Annotated in this window: 16 protein-coding genes and 1 tRNA gene; 2 read left to right on the top strand and 15 right to left on the bottom strand. The window is 35.9% G+C overall.

Annotated features, from left to right (window positions below; all coding sequences use genetic code 11):
• The 7 genes from PLJ10_02340 to dxs form a co-directional block, all read right to left on the bottom strand.
• Nucleotides 1–677: HD domain-containing protein (locus PLJ10_02340; protein HOK08481.1), on the bottom strand; the 677-nt coding region annotated here is incomplete at its 3' end.
• A gap of 170 nt (nucleotides 678–847) precedes the next feature.
• A complete protein-coding gene (locus PLJ10_02345; protein ID HOK08482.1) occupies nucleotides 848–2,353 on the bottom strand; it encodes an RNA repair transcriptional activator RtcR family protein in 1,506 nt (501 codons plus the stop codon).
• Nucleotides 2,354–2,451: 98 nt separating this feature from the next.
• Nucleotides 2,452–2,832 carry a CoA-binding protein gene (locus PLJ10_02350; GenBank protein HOK08483.1) on the bottom strand — a complete coding sequence of 127 codons (381 nt, stop codon included), beginning with the start codon at nucleotides 2,830–2,832 and terminating at the stop codon, nucleotides 2,452–2,454.
• A 4-nt stretch (nucleotides 2,833–2,836) separates the two neighbouring features.
• Nucleotides 2,837–3,499, bottom strand: coding sequence for an ATP-dependent Clp protease proteolytic subunit (locus tag PLJ10_02355; protein ID HOK08484.1), 663 nt, complete (start codon nucleotides 3,497–3,499; stop codon nucleotides 2,837–2,839).
• Nucleotides 3,500–3,514: 15 nt separating this feature from the next.
• Nucleotides 3,515–4,999, bottom strand: coding sequence for a trigger factor (tig, locus tag PLJ10_02360; GenBank protein ID HOK08485.1), 1,485 nt, complete (start codon nucleotides 4,997–4,999; stop codon nucleotides 3,515–3,517).
• A gap of 62 nt (nucleotides 5,000–5,061) precedes the next feature.
• A tRNA-Leu gene (locus PLJ10_02365) sits at nucleotides 5,062–5,143 on the bottom strand.
• 94 nt (nucleotides 5,144–5,237) lie between these two features.
• Nucleotides 5,238–7,154, bottom strand: a complete 1,917-nt coding sequence (dxs, locus tag PLJ10_02370; GenBank protein ID HOK08486.1) for a 1-deoxy-D-xylulose-5-phosphate synthase — start codon at nucleotides 7,152–7,154, stop codon at nucleotides 5,238–5,240.
• A 177-nt stretch (nucleotides 7,155–7,331) separates the two neighbouring features.
• Here dxs and PLJ10_02375 point away from each other — a divergent pair, with 177 nt between their 5' ends.
• Entirely contained in the window at nucleotides 7,332–8,141 is an 810-nt protein-coding gene (locus PLJ10_02375) for a hypothetical protein (protein HOK08487.1), read from the top strand.
• A 12-nt stretch (nucleotides 8,142–8,153) separates the two neighbouring features.
• On the opposite strand, the gene mnhG is transcribed toward PLJ10_02375, so the two are convergent.
• The 7 genes from mnhG to PLJ10_02410 are packed head-to-tail and all read right to left on the bottom strand — an operon-like array spanning nucleotide 8,154 to nucleotide 13,793.
• Nucleotides 8,154–8,480 (bottom strand): monovalent cation/H(+) antiporter subunit G, encoded by a 327-nt coding sequence (mnhG, locus tag PLJ10_02380; GenBank protein ID HOK08488.1) that lies wholly within the window; start codon nucleotides 8,478–8,480, stop codon nucleotides 8,154–8,156.
• On the bottom strand, nucleotides 8,477–8,746 hold the full coding sequence (locus tag PLJ10_02385; GenBank protein ID HOK08489.1) for a monovalent cation/H+ antiporter complex subunit F: 270 nt from the start codon (nucleotides 8,744–8,746) through the stop codon (nucleotides 8,477–8,479). The genes mnhG and PLJ10_02385 overlap by 4 nt, the downstream gene beginning before the upstream one ends.
• Nucleotides 8,747–8,751: 5 nt before the next feature.
• A complete protein-coding gene (locus PLJ10_02390) occupies nucleotides 8,752–9,225 on the bottom strand; it encodes a Na+/H+ antiporter subunit E (protein ID HOK08490.1) in 474 nt (157 codons plus the stop codon).
• A gap of 1 nt (nucleotide 9,226) precedes the next feature.
• The gene (locus tag PLJ10_02395) at nucleotides 9,227–10,714 is read right to left on the bottom strand and encodes a proton-conducting transporter membrane subunit (protein HOK08491.1); all 1,488 of its coding nucleotides are present in this window, start codon (nucleotides 10,712–10,714) and stop codon (nucleotides 9,227–9,229) included.
• A complete protein-coding gene (locus tag PLJ10_02400) occupies nucleotides 10,711–11,055 on the bottom strand; it encodes a Na+/H+ antiporter subunit C (protein HOK08492.1) in 345 nt (114 codons plus the stop codon). The genes PLJ10_02395 and PLJ10_02400 overlap by 4 nt, the downstream gene beginning before the upstream one ends.
• 4 nt (nucleotides 11,056–11,059) lie before the next feature.
• The gene (locus PLJ10_02405; GenBank protein ID HOK08493.1) at nucleotides 11,060–11,476 is read right to left on the bottom strand and encodes a Na+/H+ antiporter subunit B; all 417 of its coding nucleotides are present in this window, start codon (nucleotides 11,474–11,476) and stop codon (nucleotides 11,060–11,062) included.
• The gene (locus PLJ10_02410) at nucleotides 11,469–13,793 is read right to left on the bottom strand and encodes a proton-conducting transporter membrane subunit (protein HOK08494.1); all 2,325 of its coding nucleotides are present in this window, start codon (nucleotides 13,791–13,793) and stop codon (nucleotides 11,469–11,471) included. The genes PLJ10_02405 and PLJ10_02410 overlap by 8 nt, the downstream gene beginning before the upstream one ends.
• Before the next feature lie 123 nt (nucleotides 13,794–13,916).
• Between PLJ10_02410 and PLJ10_02415 the strand changes: the two genes are divergently transcribed.
• On the top strand, nucleotides 13,917–14,072 hold the full coding sequence (locus tag PLJ10_02415) for a hypothetical protein (protein ID HOK08495.1): 156 nt from the start codon (nucleotides 13,917–13,919) through the stop codon (nucleotides 14,070–14,072).
• 136 nt (nucleotides 14,073–14,208) lie between these two features.
• Here PLJ10_02415 and PLJ10_02420 read toward each other — a convergent pair whose 3' ends face one another.
• Nucleotides 14,209–15,393 (bottom strand): acetyl-CoA C-acetyltransferase, encoded by a 1,185-nt coding sequence (locus tag PLJ10_02420; protein ID HOK08496.1) that lies wholly within the window; start codon nucleotides 15,391–15,393, stop codon nucleotides 14,209–14,211.
• Nucleotides 15,394–15,426 lie beyond the last annotated feature (33 nt).

The following is a 15,426-nucleotide window of genomic DNA, read 5'->3' on the forward strand; positions in this document are numbered from 1 at the left end:
ATATCCGGGAAAATTTTTTGTTTTTCTGTGGGTGTTGTGGAGGGAATTCTGCTTGTATATTTTTTCAATAGTGACAGCCATGTGGTGTATGGGAGGTTAAGCTTATTAAAATCCGTCCAGCCTAAAGTTTTCAGATCTTCAATAAATTCATCCCATAAATTTTTATAATCTTTCTGTTCTCCTTCGTTAGCGGTAGTAGGGAAAAATACATTTTCTGAGTAATCGGGATATGGGCTAAGCTGGAGATAAGTTTTATTTTTTTTCTCTTCTGCTGTTTTAGTGCATAGAAGATTATCAAATATGTTTTCAAGTCGGGCAGTGGACGGAGTAAAAGTAGGAGGTTCTTCATTAATTTGGTCATTCTTCCCATGTTCATATACATTTCTTTCACCAGAGGAAAGCCAATCGGCTAATTTTATAACTTTTGATTGCCAATCATCTAACTCTTTGATGTGGTGATGGAGTGCCCAACGATGGATATCATTATCATTAATAAATTTTTCTATAAAACTACAACTCCAATGAGCATGGTCATAAGTATTAAAATATTCTTTTTCCTGTTTCGTAAAAGGTTTTTCTTCCCCTGTTCTTTGCCAGAATTTACCAATATCATGCAATAACGCAGAAAGGGCGACTCTTTCAATGGCTTGTCTTATTTCATTTTTATTTTCTGTCATATAAATTCCTTTCTATTGTTTTGATGATAAAGAGGCAAGAAATATGCCAGGATTGTGGCTGTTTGATGTTTTTGTTTTATGTTATAGATAAATAGAGAATTAGTATAAAGGGGCGGATATTTTTCCTGTTGAAAAATTTTAAATCTATATTTAAATATTTCAATCCACATTTAATTTTCTTTCTTTAAGTATTGGCTTATGGCTTGAGGAGTTATTCCTAATAGTTTTGCTGCCTGAGATTGATTACCTTTTGTCATTTCGAGTGCTTTGCGTATATAGAAATCGTGAATTTCATTTTTAAGTGAATCTAATTGGAACCCTTCATAGGGGTTTGGCAAATATTGAAAGTATTCTTCCGAATCTTTGATTGAGGGTGAAAAACTGATGATGTCTGGAGTAATAATCCGTTGGTCTCCTGAATTTATAATTGCTTCTTTTATAGTTTTCTCTAATTCTCGAATATTTCCGGGCCAATTATACTTTGTTAGTTTTTGCATTGCCTCAGGAGTAATTTGAACTTTAGGTGTTTTGTTATCAAATTTTGTAACAAAATATTCAATAAGAAGGTGTATATCCGTAATTCTCTCTCTTAACGGAGGTATAATCACTTTAACCCCCCTTATACGGTAATAAAAATCTTCCCTCATTTTTCCTTCTTTAACAAGTTCTTCTAAATTTTTATTTGTAGCGAAAACAAAACGGACATCCGCTTCTTCTTCTTTATCACTACCAACAGGACTGTATTTTTTATCTTCCAGAAAACGAAGTAGTTTAACCTGCAGACTAAGAGGAACATCCCCAATTTCATCAAAGAACAAAGTCCCATTTTGTGCAGTTTTACAACGTCCATCTCTATTACTAATCGCTCCGGTGAAAGCACCTTTTTTGTGTCCAAATAGTTCACTTTCAAATATATTTTCTGTTGTTCCTGCACAGTGAAAAGGGACAAATTCTCCTTTTCTCCCACTTACTTTATGAATCATTTTTGCAAACAGTTCTTTTCCTGTTCCGGTTTCGCCTAATAGTAATATATCTACATTTTCTCTGGCATAGTTCCATGCTTGTTGACAGGCTTTTATAAAGTTCTGTGAGTTTCCTATTAGACCATAATCGTAGAAGGATTCCGGGAGGGTATCTTCCTTTTCCCAATGAACAGTAATTTTGGGAGAAATTACAGGAAATTCAGGCTTGGTTAAATCAATTTGTGTTATTTCCGGTTTCCCAGATGGAGTATATTTTCTTTCTTTAACATGAATAATTTTCGCTGGAATTTTTCCACTTGCAGTTACCAATAACCAGCATGCATGTATTGCAGGGGTTCCCGAAGTTACGGAAATGAATATCTCGTAATTTTTTTGAAATAACAATTCATTCTCTTTTTCAACAAATTTATTTATTGCATTAATTATCTCAGCGTGGTTTGTTGGGTCATTAATATTTGTATGGTGAATTGTTACTTTTTTGTCCGGATAAAGTTCCTCAATTATTTTTTTAGTATTTTCTGCCTTATCCACAATAGAGGGAGTAGTCAATAAAACAATATTATCAAAATCACCAATGTTAACAGCAGAGATAATCGGTCCATAAGGTGTTCCACCGGTGGGTGCTTTATCTTCTCTTCCGTAAGGGTCATTGGTTCCCACAAAACTTAATAAGAGGGAGGGTTTTCTTCCCATATACATCGCTCCTTTTTTATATTCAATTTTTACTTAAAATAGGAGTTTAGAAAAAAATAGGGGGAAAAGTCAAATTTTTTTAGTAACTAAAAGTATTGTTATTTTTCGGGTAGGTCGGATGGATGAGAACCGATGGCGATAATACTGCAGGCGTAGATGGGAGTTAAGCCGAGTTGAGTTGCTTCTTGAATGAGTTCTTCATCTTCAGCACCAGGGTTAATATAGAGTTCGTTATGTTTTTTCCTGGCAATGGATGGGAGGAGTAATTTGCCAATTTGAGGGGGAACATAAACGCTGATGCGGTCAATAGGGTCGGGAACATCTTCGATGGATTTGTAGCAGGGAATCCCTTCGATTTCCGTAAGATTGGGATTGACGGGATAAACAGTCCATCCTTTAGAGAGATACGCACGAATTGCTTTGTTGCTGTATTTGCTACGGTCTGCGGACGCACCGATGATTGCTACCGTTTTGGGCATATTGTTATTTTTCTTTTTTAGGTTTAGAGCGTTGTAAAACTTCGTCAATTAGTCCGTATTTCTTTGCCTCATCAGCACTGAGAAATAGATCGCGGTCGGTATCCTTTCGTATAACTTCAATTGGTTGTCCTGTATGTCTGGCAAGGATTTGGTCAATGGTTTCTCCGATGCGAACAATTTCTTGGGCCTGAATAGCGATATCTGTTGCCTGTCCCCGAACACCGCCCATCAATTGGTGTAATAGAAATCTTGAATAGGGGAGAGCATAACGTTTTCCTGGTGTTCCTGCGGACATTAGAACAGCCGCCATACTTGCTGCCTGTCCAAGACAGATGGTTGTAATTTCTGGTCGAATAAATTGCATTGTGTCATATATCGCTAACCCAGCGGTTACACTACCTCCAGGACTATTGATGTAAAGATTTATATCTTTGTCGGGGTCTTCTGCTTCTAAATAAAGTAATTGAGCAATTATGTAATTCGCAACATAATCGTCAATAGGCATTCCCAAAAAAATAATTCGGTCTTCAAGCAGGCGAGAGTAAATATCATAAGCCCTTTCACCACGGCTGGTTTGCTGATATATTGTAACTGCTTGTGGGTCAATAGGATTGACTGTATAGGGGTTTATGCCATGCCTTATTAATTTTTCAATAGGGTTTTCCATGTTATTACCATATTTTTAATTTTGTTGTTCGTTTTCTTTTTGCCATTCTTCTCGGGAAATTGTTTTAGTCTCAATTTTTGCGTTGTCCAGGATAAGTTTAATAACTTTTTTTCGTACTATTGTATCTGTTACTTCATCTTTTCCTTGGTCTTGAATATAGGACCGAATTGTATCTATGTCAATGCCTGTCCTATCTTGTAAATTCTGTGCTTCATTTTCATAATCACTGTCTGAAACTTCAATGCCTTCAGCCTCAGCTATTTCACTGGCAGCTGTGTACCATTTAATTGTTTTTTCGGCTCTATCTTTTGCATTTTTTTCCAACTCTTCTCTTTGTTTTTCAATTTCTGATATTGGGATTCTCATCCGCATCATTTGCTGGATATGCTCTTCCACTTGATGACTTGCTACTTCTTCAATAAGCGATTTGGGGATTTCAAATGTGCTGTTTGCAATAATTTGTTCTATTGCAGATGCTTCTAATTCGGAATCCGCTTCCTCCAGAAATGCTTCTTCTATCTCTTTCTTTATTTTTAGTTTAAGGTCCTCAAGGCTTTCAGCCCCTGCTTGTTTTGCGAATTCATCATCTAATGTGGGTAATTCTTTTCTCTTTATATCTTTAATTTTAATTTCAAAAATAGCTTTTTTCCCAGCGAGATTTTGGTTCGTATAATCTTCTGGGAATTCTACCTCGCAGGTTTTTGTTTCACCAACTTTAGCCCCGATGAGTGCTTCTTCAAATTTTCCGAAGAATCGTTTAGAACCCACAATATATGGATAATTGTTAGCACTGCCTCCGGGGAAACTTTCTCCGTCAATAGTTCCGTTGAAGTCGATAATTGCTTGGTCACCATTAGTTATTTCTGCGTCCGGAACAGATTGATATATAGCAAAACGATTTCGTAGGAGTTCCAACCGTTCTGTAATCATATTTTCATCAGGTTCGACAACTTTTCGTTCCAGCTCAAGCCCACGATATTTGCCTAATTCACATTTGGGTGCTACTTCAAAGGAGATTTGGAATGATATATCTTGGTCTTCTGGTAATTTATCGAGTTCTTCTATTCCCTCAAATTTGGGTTGTGAGAATGCTCTTATTTTTTTGTCTTCCATAAGTTTTTTAACTGATTCAGATATGACTTTATCCAGAGCCTCTTTCCGTGCTATTTTTCCAAATTTATTTTCCACAAGCCACATCGGTGCTTTCCCTCGACGAAAGCCTGGAAGTTCCGTGTGCTCTTTGACTTCTTCCAGATTTTTACTTGTTTGTGCCTTTGTATTTATTGCGGGAATAGTTATTTTTACGGAGTATAGACAATCCCCTTTATATTCAATTTCATATTCAGGGTCTTTTTCGAATTTAAACTCTTCTTCTTCTGTATCATGAGCATGGTGGTGATGTTTATGCTCATGAGTTTCTTGTGCTGTTGTTTGTTCTGAGGTAGTTTCTGATACAGATGGAGTTAAGGTATTATCATTGTTGTTTTCTTGTTCTGTCATGACCGTTAACCTATATTTATGTTTTTGTTATTTATTGACTTTAAATTTCCACGTTCATAATGTGGGCGAGGCGGGAGTTGAACCCGCACACCTCGCGGTACTGGATCCTAAGTCCAGCGCGTCTACCAATTCCGCCACTCGCCCCTCATGCTAAATAAACATTGGGGTTTAAAAGAGTATCACAAATCTATATTTTTTTACAACTTTTAAATTAGAGCATGATAATGTTTGTATGTATTTATGTTGCTTTTAATGCTGATAATAGTTGATTAGATTCCAGACAGTAGATTACTTTTTGAACCAAGTCTTCATCAGTAAGTTGGAACATTTTTAATTGTTCTTCTCGTGAAGCGTGCTCACAGAAGATGTCAGGGATTCCTATTCGGAAGATTTTAAGGTCTTCCGTTTGTGGTCGTCGGTTTTCATTAAAAAATTCCAGTATGGCAGAACCAAAGCCACCGATGATTGTATTTTCTTCTACGGTAAATAGCTTTGTTGCTGAAATGCTATTTAGAGTTTTGGCATCTAATGGTTTAATCCACCGTGCATCAATGACACCAATATTAATACCGAGTTCACGAAGTTTTATGGCTGTTTTTATGCAGGTGTTTACCTTTGAACCTACAGTGATGAGATAAATATCATCGTTGGGGATTAATATATCAGCACCGCTAAAGTTGCGGTTTTCTTTATCCCCTGTAGGTATTGCTATCGTTTTGGGGTATCGAATTGCGGTGGGTACTTCTTGTTGTATAGCGAGTGAAAGTAGATTTTCGAGGTCAATCCCGTCTCTTGGAGAGCAAATATGTAGGTTTGGGATGAGTCGTAAGTAGGACAAATCGAAAGTGCCACTGTGTGTAGGTCCGTCTTCGCCGACTAATCCAGCACGGTCTATAGCAAATACTACGGGTAAGTTTTGAAGGCAAATGTCATGAATAATTTGGTCATAAGCACGTTGTAAGAAAGTGGAATAAATAGCGACGATAGGTCGAAAGCCACGCACAGCAAGCCCTGCAGCAAGGGTTACTGCATGTTGTTCACAAATGCCTACATCAAAAAATCTATCTGGAAAATTTTGAGCGAAATTTGTTAATCCTGTACCAGCTGGCATTGCTGCTGTGATGGCAATGATTCGCTCGTCTTTCTCTGCTAATTTGCATATTGCGTCACCAAAGTGTTCCGTGAAACTTTTTTCAATCTCGGTTGGTAATTGTTCAGGGATAATTCCATCACCTTCTTCGTCGGTCTTCGCTATTTTCTTTGGTTTAATTCCATGATATTTTTGTGGGTCTTTTTCTGCTTCTTTGAACCCTTTTCCTTTTTCTGTTCGACAATGAAAGAGTACTGGTCCAGTAAAATATTTAAGTCGTTGCAGGCATTCAATTAAAAGGGGTAGGTCGTGACCATCTACAGGTCCAATATAATTGAAACCCAGTTCCTGGAATAAAGAACCTTTTGTGATAAATCCTTTGACAGATTTTTCCAAATCTTGAATGGTTTTAGTTACCCGTTCTCCTACAATTTTCTTGACGAAACTACCGACATCTTCTTTGGCTCGTTTGTAGGGGTATGCAGTAATCAAACGATTGAAATATCGTGCAAGGGCTCCCGTATTGGGAGCAATAGACATCTCATTATCATTTAAGATAACAAGTATTCTTTTGCCTAAATGGCCTGCATGACTTAAAGCCTCCATAGCCATTCCACCCGTCATTGCACCGTCGCCAATAACAGTAATTATCTGGTAATCCTCATTACGAATATCACGTGCAATAGCCATACCAATACCTGCAGAAATTGATGTTGAGCTATGTCCCGTGCCAAAAAAATCTAATGGGCTTTCTTCAATTCGTGGATATCCGCTAATTCCGCCTTTTTTACGAAGTGTATCAAAAATGTGATTTCTACCTGTTAAAATCTTATGAGCGTATGCCTGATGCCCAACATCCCAAATAAGAATGTCCTTACCTATATCGAAAACGTAATGTATAGCAATTGTTAATTCTACCACCCCCAATGGAGAAGCAAGATGACCTCCATTATTTAGTACGGTAGAGATAATTTTTTCCCGAATTTCTGATGCTAATATCTCTAATTCATCTAATGACAACATCTTTAAGTCATTGGGAGAATTTATATTATCAAGGAGAGACATTCTACTTTTTATCCTATGTGTTCAAACAAATGTCAACCAATTATCTATATGATACCATAGATTTCTGATAAATTTCTTATTATTTGGTATTAGTGATATTGTGCTATAATTAACACACGTTATTATATTTTTAGTCCGTTTTTTTATAAAAGTTTTTGTAGTATAGAAGGTTGTTTTATGAATCATTTCCATAATGTTCTTTCTGTATTTATTATCATTTTGTTTTCTTTTTGTAATTTTATTTATTCCGATGAAACAGCAGAATTGGGAAGAAAGGTTTTTCAGCAATATGCTTCCTCTGTTATAACAGTGAAAGCTAACTTACTTATAACCACATCCGATAGTGAAGAAGAAACTGTTGGTCAATGCACAGCAGTTTTAGTCACACCATCTGGAGTAGCAGTTCTTGCCTTATCAGCGTTAGACCCATCTATATTATTAGATCAGGAGATGAGAAATTCTGTTAATATTCGTATCGCCTCAATAAAGATGATATTTAAAGAAGACAAAGAAATAATAGCGGAAGTTCTATTGCAAGATAAAGAAAGAGATATTATGATAATCCGAGCAAAGGAGGCTATTCCTGAAGATGTGGCTAAAGTGCCTTTAAATAAGGAAAATATCTCTGTCCCTCAGGTATTGGATCCATTATTATTGATTATGCAGCATGGGAAAATTGCTCGTCGCTCTCACAGTGTAGCAATACTCCGTGTTGAAAGTGTTATAGAGAAACCGTTTTTGTTTTACACGTTAAATCAGTCTCGGTCTTTTGAGGTATTAAGTTCGCCGTTATTTTCTCTTGATGGAAAATTTGTTGGCATTGGTACCTTGCGTGTTGTTCAAGAATGGAAAGACGAAACAGAGAGTAATTCATTGATTATTGTTTTGCCTGCGGAACAAGTTATTCCTCTTGTAAATGAAGCATTAAATCAGAAACCAAAAGAAGAAGGTTCTTCATCTAATCCGACAATAGAGACAAAACAATAATTGTTTCGTTTTTTAATCACTCTTTTTGGGGTATTCGTTAATCACACTATTTTTTGACAATTTAATGCCACTTTTAAAAGCGGAACGGCTAATGCAATGTGCCGAGACAGGTGTGGTAATTAATGTAAAAATAATAGGTAGAATTGCACGAACAGTAATTTCAGTGTTCCAAAAATAAATGGCTAAAGCTATCAATGCACCAGAGACACCCAACGTGCCACTTTTAGTAACTGCATGCATACGTGTGTAAACATCTGGAAACCTAAGGATACCCAGTCCAGCAAGGAACATAAAGAAACCACCTACTAATAGGAATAAGCAGATAAACCACTCGCTCATTTTTGTCTTTCTCCTAAATTTAGGTAATATGCAAAAGTTACTGTGCCGAGAAAGGATAGGATAGTGATTGTTATAGCATCAATTAAGTAAACGGAGTCTTTGATAGCTATACAGTACACAGCAATAATTCCTACAATCTGTGTCGTAATAAGGTCTAATGCAACTACACGGTCAGCAAGGGTAGGACCTAAGACAAGTCTTGTAAGTGCAAATAAGATGCCTAATGTTATTAATATACAGAATAAGACAATACTTATACTTAACATATTATCTACCGAAAGATTTTATTTAATGGTTTTTCAAGTTGTTTTTCTATGTCTCTTTTAAGTGTATCTGGATTATGAGCAAATAGAGCATGTATATATAAGACTTTATCATTTTCGGATATATCCACACTTAGTGTCCCTGGTGTAAGTGAAATGAAGTTCGCAAGTAATGTTATTTCTAAAGGATGTGTCGAGTTTAATGGGTAAGCAATAATCCCTGGTTTTGCTTTAGGTTTAAAACGGAGTACTTCATAGGCAACCTCTATATTTGAGAGGATTAGTAACCATATAAATCGGAACGTGAAAAGGATTATAAATAATATTTTTTTGAAGTATTCAACCTCTTTACCATAAAGGACATATAAGATAGCATATCCTATGATGAAGCCAAGTAGTATATTTGCAAAAGTAAGTACCCCAGATATAAAAGCCCATATTAGGCTAAGAAGAATATTTGCAAGAAATAGATTGGCGTTCATATTAATACTCCATTACTTTTTCTATGTAAGATATTGGGTTTATTAGTTTATGAGCAGATTGTTCTGTTAATGTTATAAAATGTTCCCCTCCTACTCCTAATAAAATTGTGAGCATAGCGAGAATAAATATTGCCCCATAAGCAAAAGAAAGATTTTGTCGCATTTGTTGTTGTTCTCTGTTATGGTTTGGTTTTCCCCAAAAAGTATACATCCAAATTTTTGTCATTGAGAATAGGGTTAAGAAACTAACAATGATAGAAATAATGACCGTTAGGAAAGCCTTTGTGTGAATACCTGATATAATTAGGGCTAATTTCCCTACAAATCCAGACAGAGGAGGTAATCCTGCAAGGGAAAGAGCGGAACAAAAGAAACATAGTGATAAGAACGGAGTATCTTTATATAGTCCCCCTTGTGATTTTATTTGATAGGTTCCTGTTTTTTGGTATGCAATACCGCTAATAAAGAATAGGTTTGATTTGGCTACGATGTTATGAACCATAAAATAAATGGCTCCTGAGATGCCAGAAACTGTCCAGAAGGCAAGTCCCATGAGCATATAACCTATTTGTGAGATAATATGGAATGATAAGATACGGCGAAACTCATTTTGTGATACAGCCCCGAGAACTCCAACGAGCATTGTAGCACTGGCAATAATTAGTAAAATATTCTGTGTTGGGGTATCAATTTCTTTATATAACAGGGTTGAAACACGAATAATTGAATACATGCCTACTTTGGTCAGAAGTCCAGAAAATAGAGCGGAAATACCTGCTGGTGGAGTATGATACGATGCAGGGAGCCAAAAATATAACGGGAATATACCTGCTTTAATTCCAAATGCAATTAGGAGAAGTGAGCCGACAATTTGTTTCGGATATTTATGTTCTATCATAGAAAATTTGATAGAAAGGTCTGCGAGATTTACTGTTCCGACCATACCGTAAAGTATACCTGTAGAGGCAAGGAATATCGCTGAGGAAATCAAGTTTAGAATAACATATTTTATAGAGCCTTCTAATTGTTTCCGTTCACCACCGAATGCCATAAGCACGAAGGATGACATCAACATAACTTCATACCAAACATACAAATTAAATAAATCGCCAGTGATAAATGCCCCTGTTACCCCCATAATTAGAAAGTAAATCAATGGTAAATAGGCAAAACGAAATTCTTCTTTTGCGGTTATGGAGAGAGTGTAAAGTAAGGAACAAAATAGTAAAATAGAGGTCAGAACAATCATGATAGAACTGAATAGGTCAATAATAATTGTAATGCCGAAAGGAGCTTGCCAATTTCCAACTTGTAGGGAGAAGATTTCTCCATGAGATGTAAAGTATAGAAATATTAATGCAGTGACAAAATAAAAAGCATTCCCAACCCATGCAAAAAACCACTGTATACGATATTGTTTTATGCTTATTAAGCATAAACAGGCTGTCAGCAATGGAATAATGATAGGAAGTATGACAAGTCTATTCATTGTAAATCCGTTTTTATTAAATCATCCAGGTCGTCTGTGTTTAGTGTTTTATGTGTTCTGTGAACTAATACTAACAAGAAGGCAGTTACGCCGAAACTAATTACAATTGCGGTTAACACGAAAGCTTGAGGTAATGGGTCTGTAACATGTTCTGGGAGAGTTGCTGTTGAAAAGATGGGTGGTAAACTACGGATTAATCCACCAGATACAAATATAAGTAGATTTGCACCGTGACTTAATAGGCACATACCCAATATAAGTTTAAACATGTTTCGTTGTAGCATAAGGTAGAACCCCGCAGAATAAAGACAACCAACCAATATTGCGAAAATCCATTCCATCGATTTATACCTCTTTTATAAGTTCAAGAATAATAAGTAAGGTTGTTCCTAAAACAACAAGAAATACACCCATATCGAAGAGCATGGGTGTCCCTAATGATAAGGAATAGTGAGGGGTTGTCCAAAGGGTTATCCATATCCCCGTCATAAAAGGACTTCCTAATAGGATAGAAATAACACCACTTCCGCAAGCAATACATAGCCCAACAGTAGTTATAGTTACGGGGGAAAAACGAAGATAATTCCTTGCAGTATCAGGACCGAAGGCGAAGGCTATTAGAATGAAGGAAGCAGAAGCAACTAATCCACCAGAAAAGCCACCCCCAGGCTGGTTATGACCTGTTAGAAGAAGGTAGATTGCAAATAGAAACAACAATGGTGCAATATATTTAGCAGCAGTTTTTAGTATTAAACTATTCATGGTTTTTTATCCTCTGGTATCTAAGTAGTGCATACGTGCCAATCCCTGCTATAGCTAATACTGTAATTTCTCCCATAGTGTCAAAGCCACGAAAATCTACAAGTATAACATTTACGATATTACTTCCGTGTGCCTCAGATAAACTTTTTGATGCAAAGTATGAAGAAATTGTAGGATGGGTTTGGATACTGGATGCTGTAAGGGTAATAAAGCCCATAATGATTCCAAAAATGATGGAGAGAACAACATCCCGTCGAATTGTCCATGTTCTACGTGGCAAGTGTTGTTCTGGTAAATGGTAAAAGACAAATACAAATAAAGCAACAGTAAGGGTCTCAATGATAAATTGGGTCATGGCTAAGTCTGGTGCACTGAAAATTAAAAATATTACCGCGATGCTATACCCAACAATGCCAAGACAAATAACCGCAGTAAGTTTCGAAGAAGAGGAAATGACCCCAGCAATTCCTATGATAATAGTAAGTATTAAAATCAAATCATAAAGGTAGATTTTGCCTGTCGTATGACTTATATGAGATGAAACATAAATATTTATATTTTGCCAGTCGATAACGAGAGATACAAAAGAAATCAAGATAATTGAGACTGAAAAAGTGCTTAGGTAAGAACGTAGTTTCCCATTTTGAAAGAATCGGGTGATGCGGTCTGAGGAGAATATCAAACTTTCAATAGCAGTCTGGTATATATAGGTAGCAGAGATTGTTTTTTGATTTTCTTTGTTTTGCTCTTTAGTCCGAATGTGAAAAATTCCGAGGATAATACCACCAAACCAGATAATTATGCTAATGGTTAATAACAGAAAGTGATTCGTGACGGAACTTGTGGCATGATTTGGTATGTGAGGGTCTGAAAGAAATTTTAATGAGTTGCCAATGTAGTGAAACACTTGTGAAAGAGAAGGAGAGAAAGGAATTATGAAACCAAGCAAAGATAGAAAAAGAGGAATTGTTGCAAGGAGATAATCCATAAAGTTTATTGAGTGATGGTAATTATCGCCACTATTTTTTTGCCATGGTTTAATTAAAAAGCGAATTGAAAAACCTACTATAAATATATTTCCTACTATGAAAAGTAAAATAGAAGGTATTAGTGTAGTAGGATGTAAATTCAGTAAAGACTTTAGTATTTCTTCTTTGGTCAGGAAACTAAATGTAAAGGGTATTCCTGTAAGTGATAATAAGAGTAATAATGTTGTTAAAAATAGATAAGGATGTTTTTTCCAGATACCGTGGCTTTTTGAAAAATATTTACAATGATTGGTAAATTCAAGGGTTCCTGCTGTCAGGAATAGCCCTGCTTTATAAATAGCATGAGCAAATATTAATATCATGGCAGACAAAATAGTGGCTGGTGTTCCTATTCCTATCAGGAAAGTAAGCAACCCTAATGTGCTTATTGTAGTGTATGCTAAGGCTCTTTTGATTGAGTCCTCTTTAATACTACTAATAGCTCCCAGAAGGAAAGTTACTGCCCCAGAAGAAATAAGTATTAAATTCCATAATGAGATACCTGAGAATATATCGGATAATTGAATAGATAAAAAAACACCTGCTTTGACCATTGTTGCTGAATGTAAATAAGCACTCGCAGGTGCAGGGGCTGTCATAGCATCTGGTAGCCAAAAGTGGAAGGGGAATTGAGCTGATTTTGTTAAAATTCCCAAAATGATTAGGATTACAGCAGTATTAAGGTATGGTGAAGTATGGATTTCATTAATTCTTTCTTTAAGTTCTGGTAGGTCAGCAGTGCCTGTTATGATATAAATAAGGATGAAACCCGTTAGAAGGCATAGTCCTCCTCCACCAGTAATTAAAAGTGCTTCCCATGCGCTCTTCCTCGCATCTTCTTGTTCATAAAAATGCCCAATTAAAAAGAATGATGCGAGACTGGTGATTTCCCAGAATAGAAAAAGTAAAAATAAGTTTGATGAAAATACAACACCTAACATAGACCCCATAAATATAAAAAACCAGAAATGCCAATAATTTATAGAAGGGTCTGTGTGAAGATAAATAGAAGCATAAATATGAATAATTAACCCGATAGATAATATAAGAATACCAAACATTAACGAAAAATAAGACGGTGCTAAAAGCACATTTAATCCTAAAGAAGGTAACCATTTTAGTGTAAAGGGAGATGTGTTTTGTTCACTCATTACTAATATATTTAGTAGTAATGCTATGGCAGGAAGTATTGAGAGAAGTAGGTTTCTGTATGGTTTAGTTATAGGCGATAAAAGAGTACTAAGAATAGCATTTACAAAAACGAAGGTTAAAATCCAGAAAAAAATCATTCTATTCCCAAATTGAATTAAAATGTATATTTTGTTATTCTTTATTTCGTAATGTTTTATAATGAAATTTGTATAATAATTGATGTAAAACAGAATGTTCAATATTAATAAAGGAGAATCTTAATGAAACACACAAAACTTTTAACACAAAAGGTAGCAATTCCATCGAAAATTGAAACAGCATCAACCTATGCTATTATTTCCATAGTTGCCACAGTATTGACCGCAGTTGCAGGTTTATTATCTGCGATAGCCCCGTTAATTGCTAACAAAGGCTGAGTTTTAAAAATTAGATATATGTTTTTTCGTTTTCTTGTTTGGTAAATAGTTATATAAAGTGACATAAAGAAACTTTTGTCTCTATCGTTATTTTGTTTTTATAGGAAACAATAAAAGTAGTGTAGGTTATTCATGTTTAGCTTGCTTCAAAAAGTCCACTAATTCCCATGCCACCACCAATACACATTGTGGCTATACCTTTTTTAGATTTTCGACGTTGCATCTCATAAATTAGAGTGGTCGTAATACGAGCACCTGAACAACCGATCGGATGGCCAAGAGCAATTGCACCACCGTTAACATTAACAATTTCAGGATTCATCCCTATTTGCTGAATGCAAGGAATCGACTGTGCAGAAAAGGCTTCGTTAAGTTCCCATAAATCAATATCATCTACTTTTAATTGGTTTTTCTCTAATAGTTTTTTTGTGGCAAAGATAGGACCTAATCCCATAAAGGCAGGGTCACATCCCATCGCCTGTATATCCACTACACGTACAGGATTGAACATGGGCTTTACCTTTGGAAGTATGTCTTCAGCAACAAGTATTAATATAGCAGAACCGTCATTAATACCTGACGCATTTCCTGCAGTTACAGTACCATTCGGTTTGAATGCTGGTTTTAATTTACTTAACTTTTCTAAATTTGTATCTGGTCGTGGATGTTCATCTTTGTCAATTACTAATGGTCCTTTTTTAGTTTCTATTGTAATCGGAACAATTTCAGATTTAAACAAACTTTTTTCGTATGCTTTTGCACATTTCATTTGACTTTCATAAGCGAATTGGTCTTGGGCTTCTCGAGAGACTTCGAACCGTTCCGCAACATTCTCTGCAGTTATACCCATGTGGTATTGATTAAAAATATCCCACAAACCGTCAAAAATCATACTGTCAACAGCAGCGGTATCACCCATCCTTGCACCACGTCTTAAATTTTTAAGCAGATATGGCGCCTGTGACATATTTTCCATTCCACCAGCAAAAATGATTTTGGCATTCCCCATCTTTATACGTTGCCATGCCAATTCGATGGATTTCATTCCAGAGCCACAAACCATATTAACAGTATACGCAGGTATAGTTTGAGGAATGCCACTTCGAATTGCTACCTGTCTTGATGGATTTTGACCTAATCCAGCAGTTAACACCTCACCAAGGACAACCTCATCGATTTGTTCTGGTTCAATCTCAGGATGACGTTTTAACAATTCTTTTACAAGGTTAGTAGCCAATTCAACAGCAGAATATTCAGCAAAAACACCATTCAGAGAGCCTACTGGTGTGCGTACTGCATCAATAATAAAAACATTGCTCATAGTTTATATCCCTTATACTTAGTTTAGTTTAAA

The organism is Candidatus Hydrogenedens sp. (assembly GCA_035361075.1).
Taxonomy (GTDB): Bacteria; Hydrogenedentota; Hydrogenedentia; order Hydrogenedentales; family Hydrogenedentaceae; genus Hydrogenedens.

Excerpts from the sequence above, each read along its gene's own strand:
- dxs (HOK08486.1), bottom strand. The coding sequence starts at position 7,154 with ATGTCTCTCCTTGATAATATAAATTCTCCCAATGACTTAAAGATGTTG.
- PLJ10_02415 (HOK08495.1), top strand. The coding sequence starts at position 13,917 with ATGAAACACACAAAACTTTTAACACAAAAGGTAGCAATTCCATCGAAA.
- tig (HOK08485.1), bottom strand. The coding sequence starts at position 4,999 with ATGACAGAACAAGAAAACAACAATGATAATACCTTAACTCCATCTGTA.
- PLJ10_02345 (HOK08482.1), bottom strand. The coding sequence starts at position 2,353 with ATGGGAAGAAAACCCTCCCTCTTATTAAGTTTTGTGGGAACCAATGAC.
- PLJ10_02410 (HOK08494.1), bottom strand. The coding sequence starts at position 13,793 with ATGATTTTTTTCTGGATTTTAACCTTCGTTTTTGTAAATGCTATTCTT.
- PLJ10_02395 (HOK08491.1), bottom strand. The coding sequence starts at position 10,714 with ATGAATAGACTTGTCATACTTCCTATCATTATTCCATTGCTGACAGCC.
- PLJ10_02390 (HOK08490.1), bottom strand. The coding sequence starts at position 9,225 with ATGAACGCCAATCTATTTCTTGCAAATATTCTTCTTAGCCTAATATGG.
- PLJ10_02375 (HOK08487.1), top strand. The coding sequence starts at position 7,332 with ATGAATCATTTCCATAATGTTCTTTCTGTATTTATTATCATTTTGTTT.
- PLJ10_02385 (HOK08489.1), bottom strand. The coding sequence starts at position 8,746 with ATGTTAAGTATAAGTATTGTCTTATTCTGTATATTAATAACATTAGGC.
- PLJ10_02350 (HOK08483.1), bottom strand. The coding sequence starts at position 2,832 with ATGCCCAAAACGGTAGCAATCATCGGTGCGTCCGCAGACCGTAGCAAA.
- PLJ10_02420 (HOK08496.1), bottom strand. The coding sequence starts at position 15,393 with ATGAGCAATGTTTTTATTATTGATGCAGTACGCACACCAGTAGGCTCT.
- PLJ10_02355 (HOK08484.1), bottom strand. The coding sequence starts at position 3,499 with ATGGAAAACCCTATTGAAAAATTAATAAGGCATGGCATAAACCCCTAT.
- PLJ10_02400 (HOK08492.1), bottom strand. The coding sequence starts at position 11,055 with ATGGAATGGATTTTCGCAATATTGGTTGGTTGTCTTTATTCTGCGGGG.
- mnhG (HOK08488.1), bottom strand. The coding sequence starts at position 8,480 with ATGAGCGAGTGGTTTATCTGCTTATTCCTATTAGTAGGTGGTTTCTTT.
- PLJ10_02405 (HOK08493.1), bottom strand. The coding sequence starts at position 11,476 with ATGAATAGTTTAATACTAAAAACTGCTGCTAAATATATTGCACCATTG.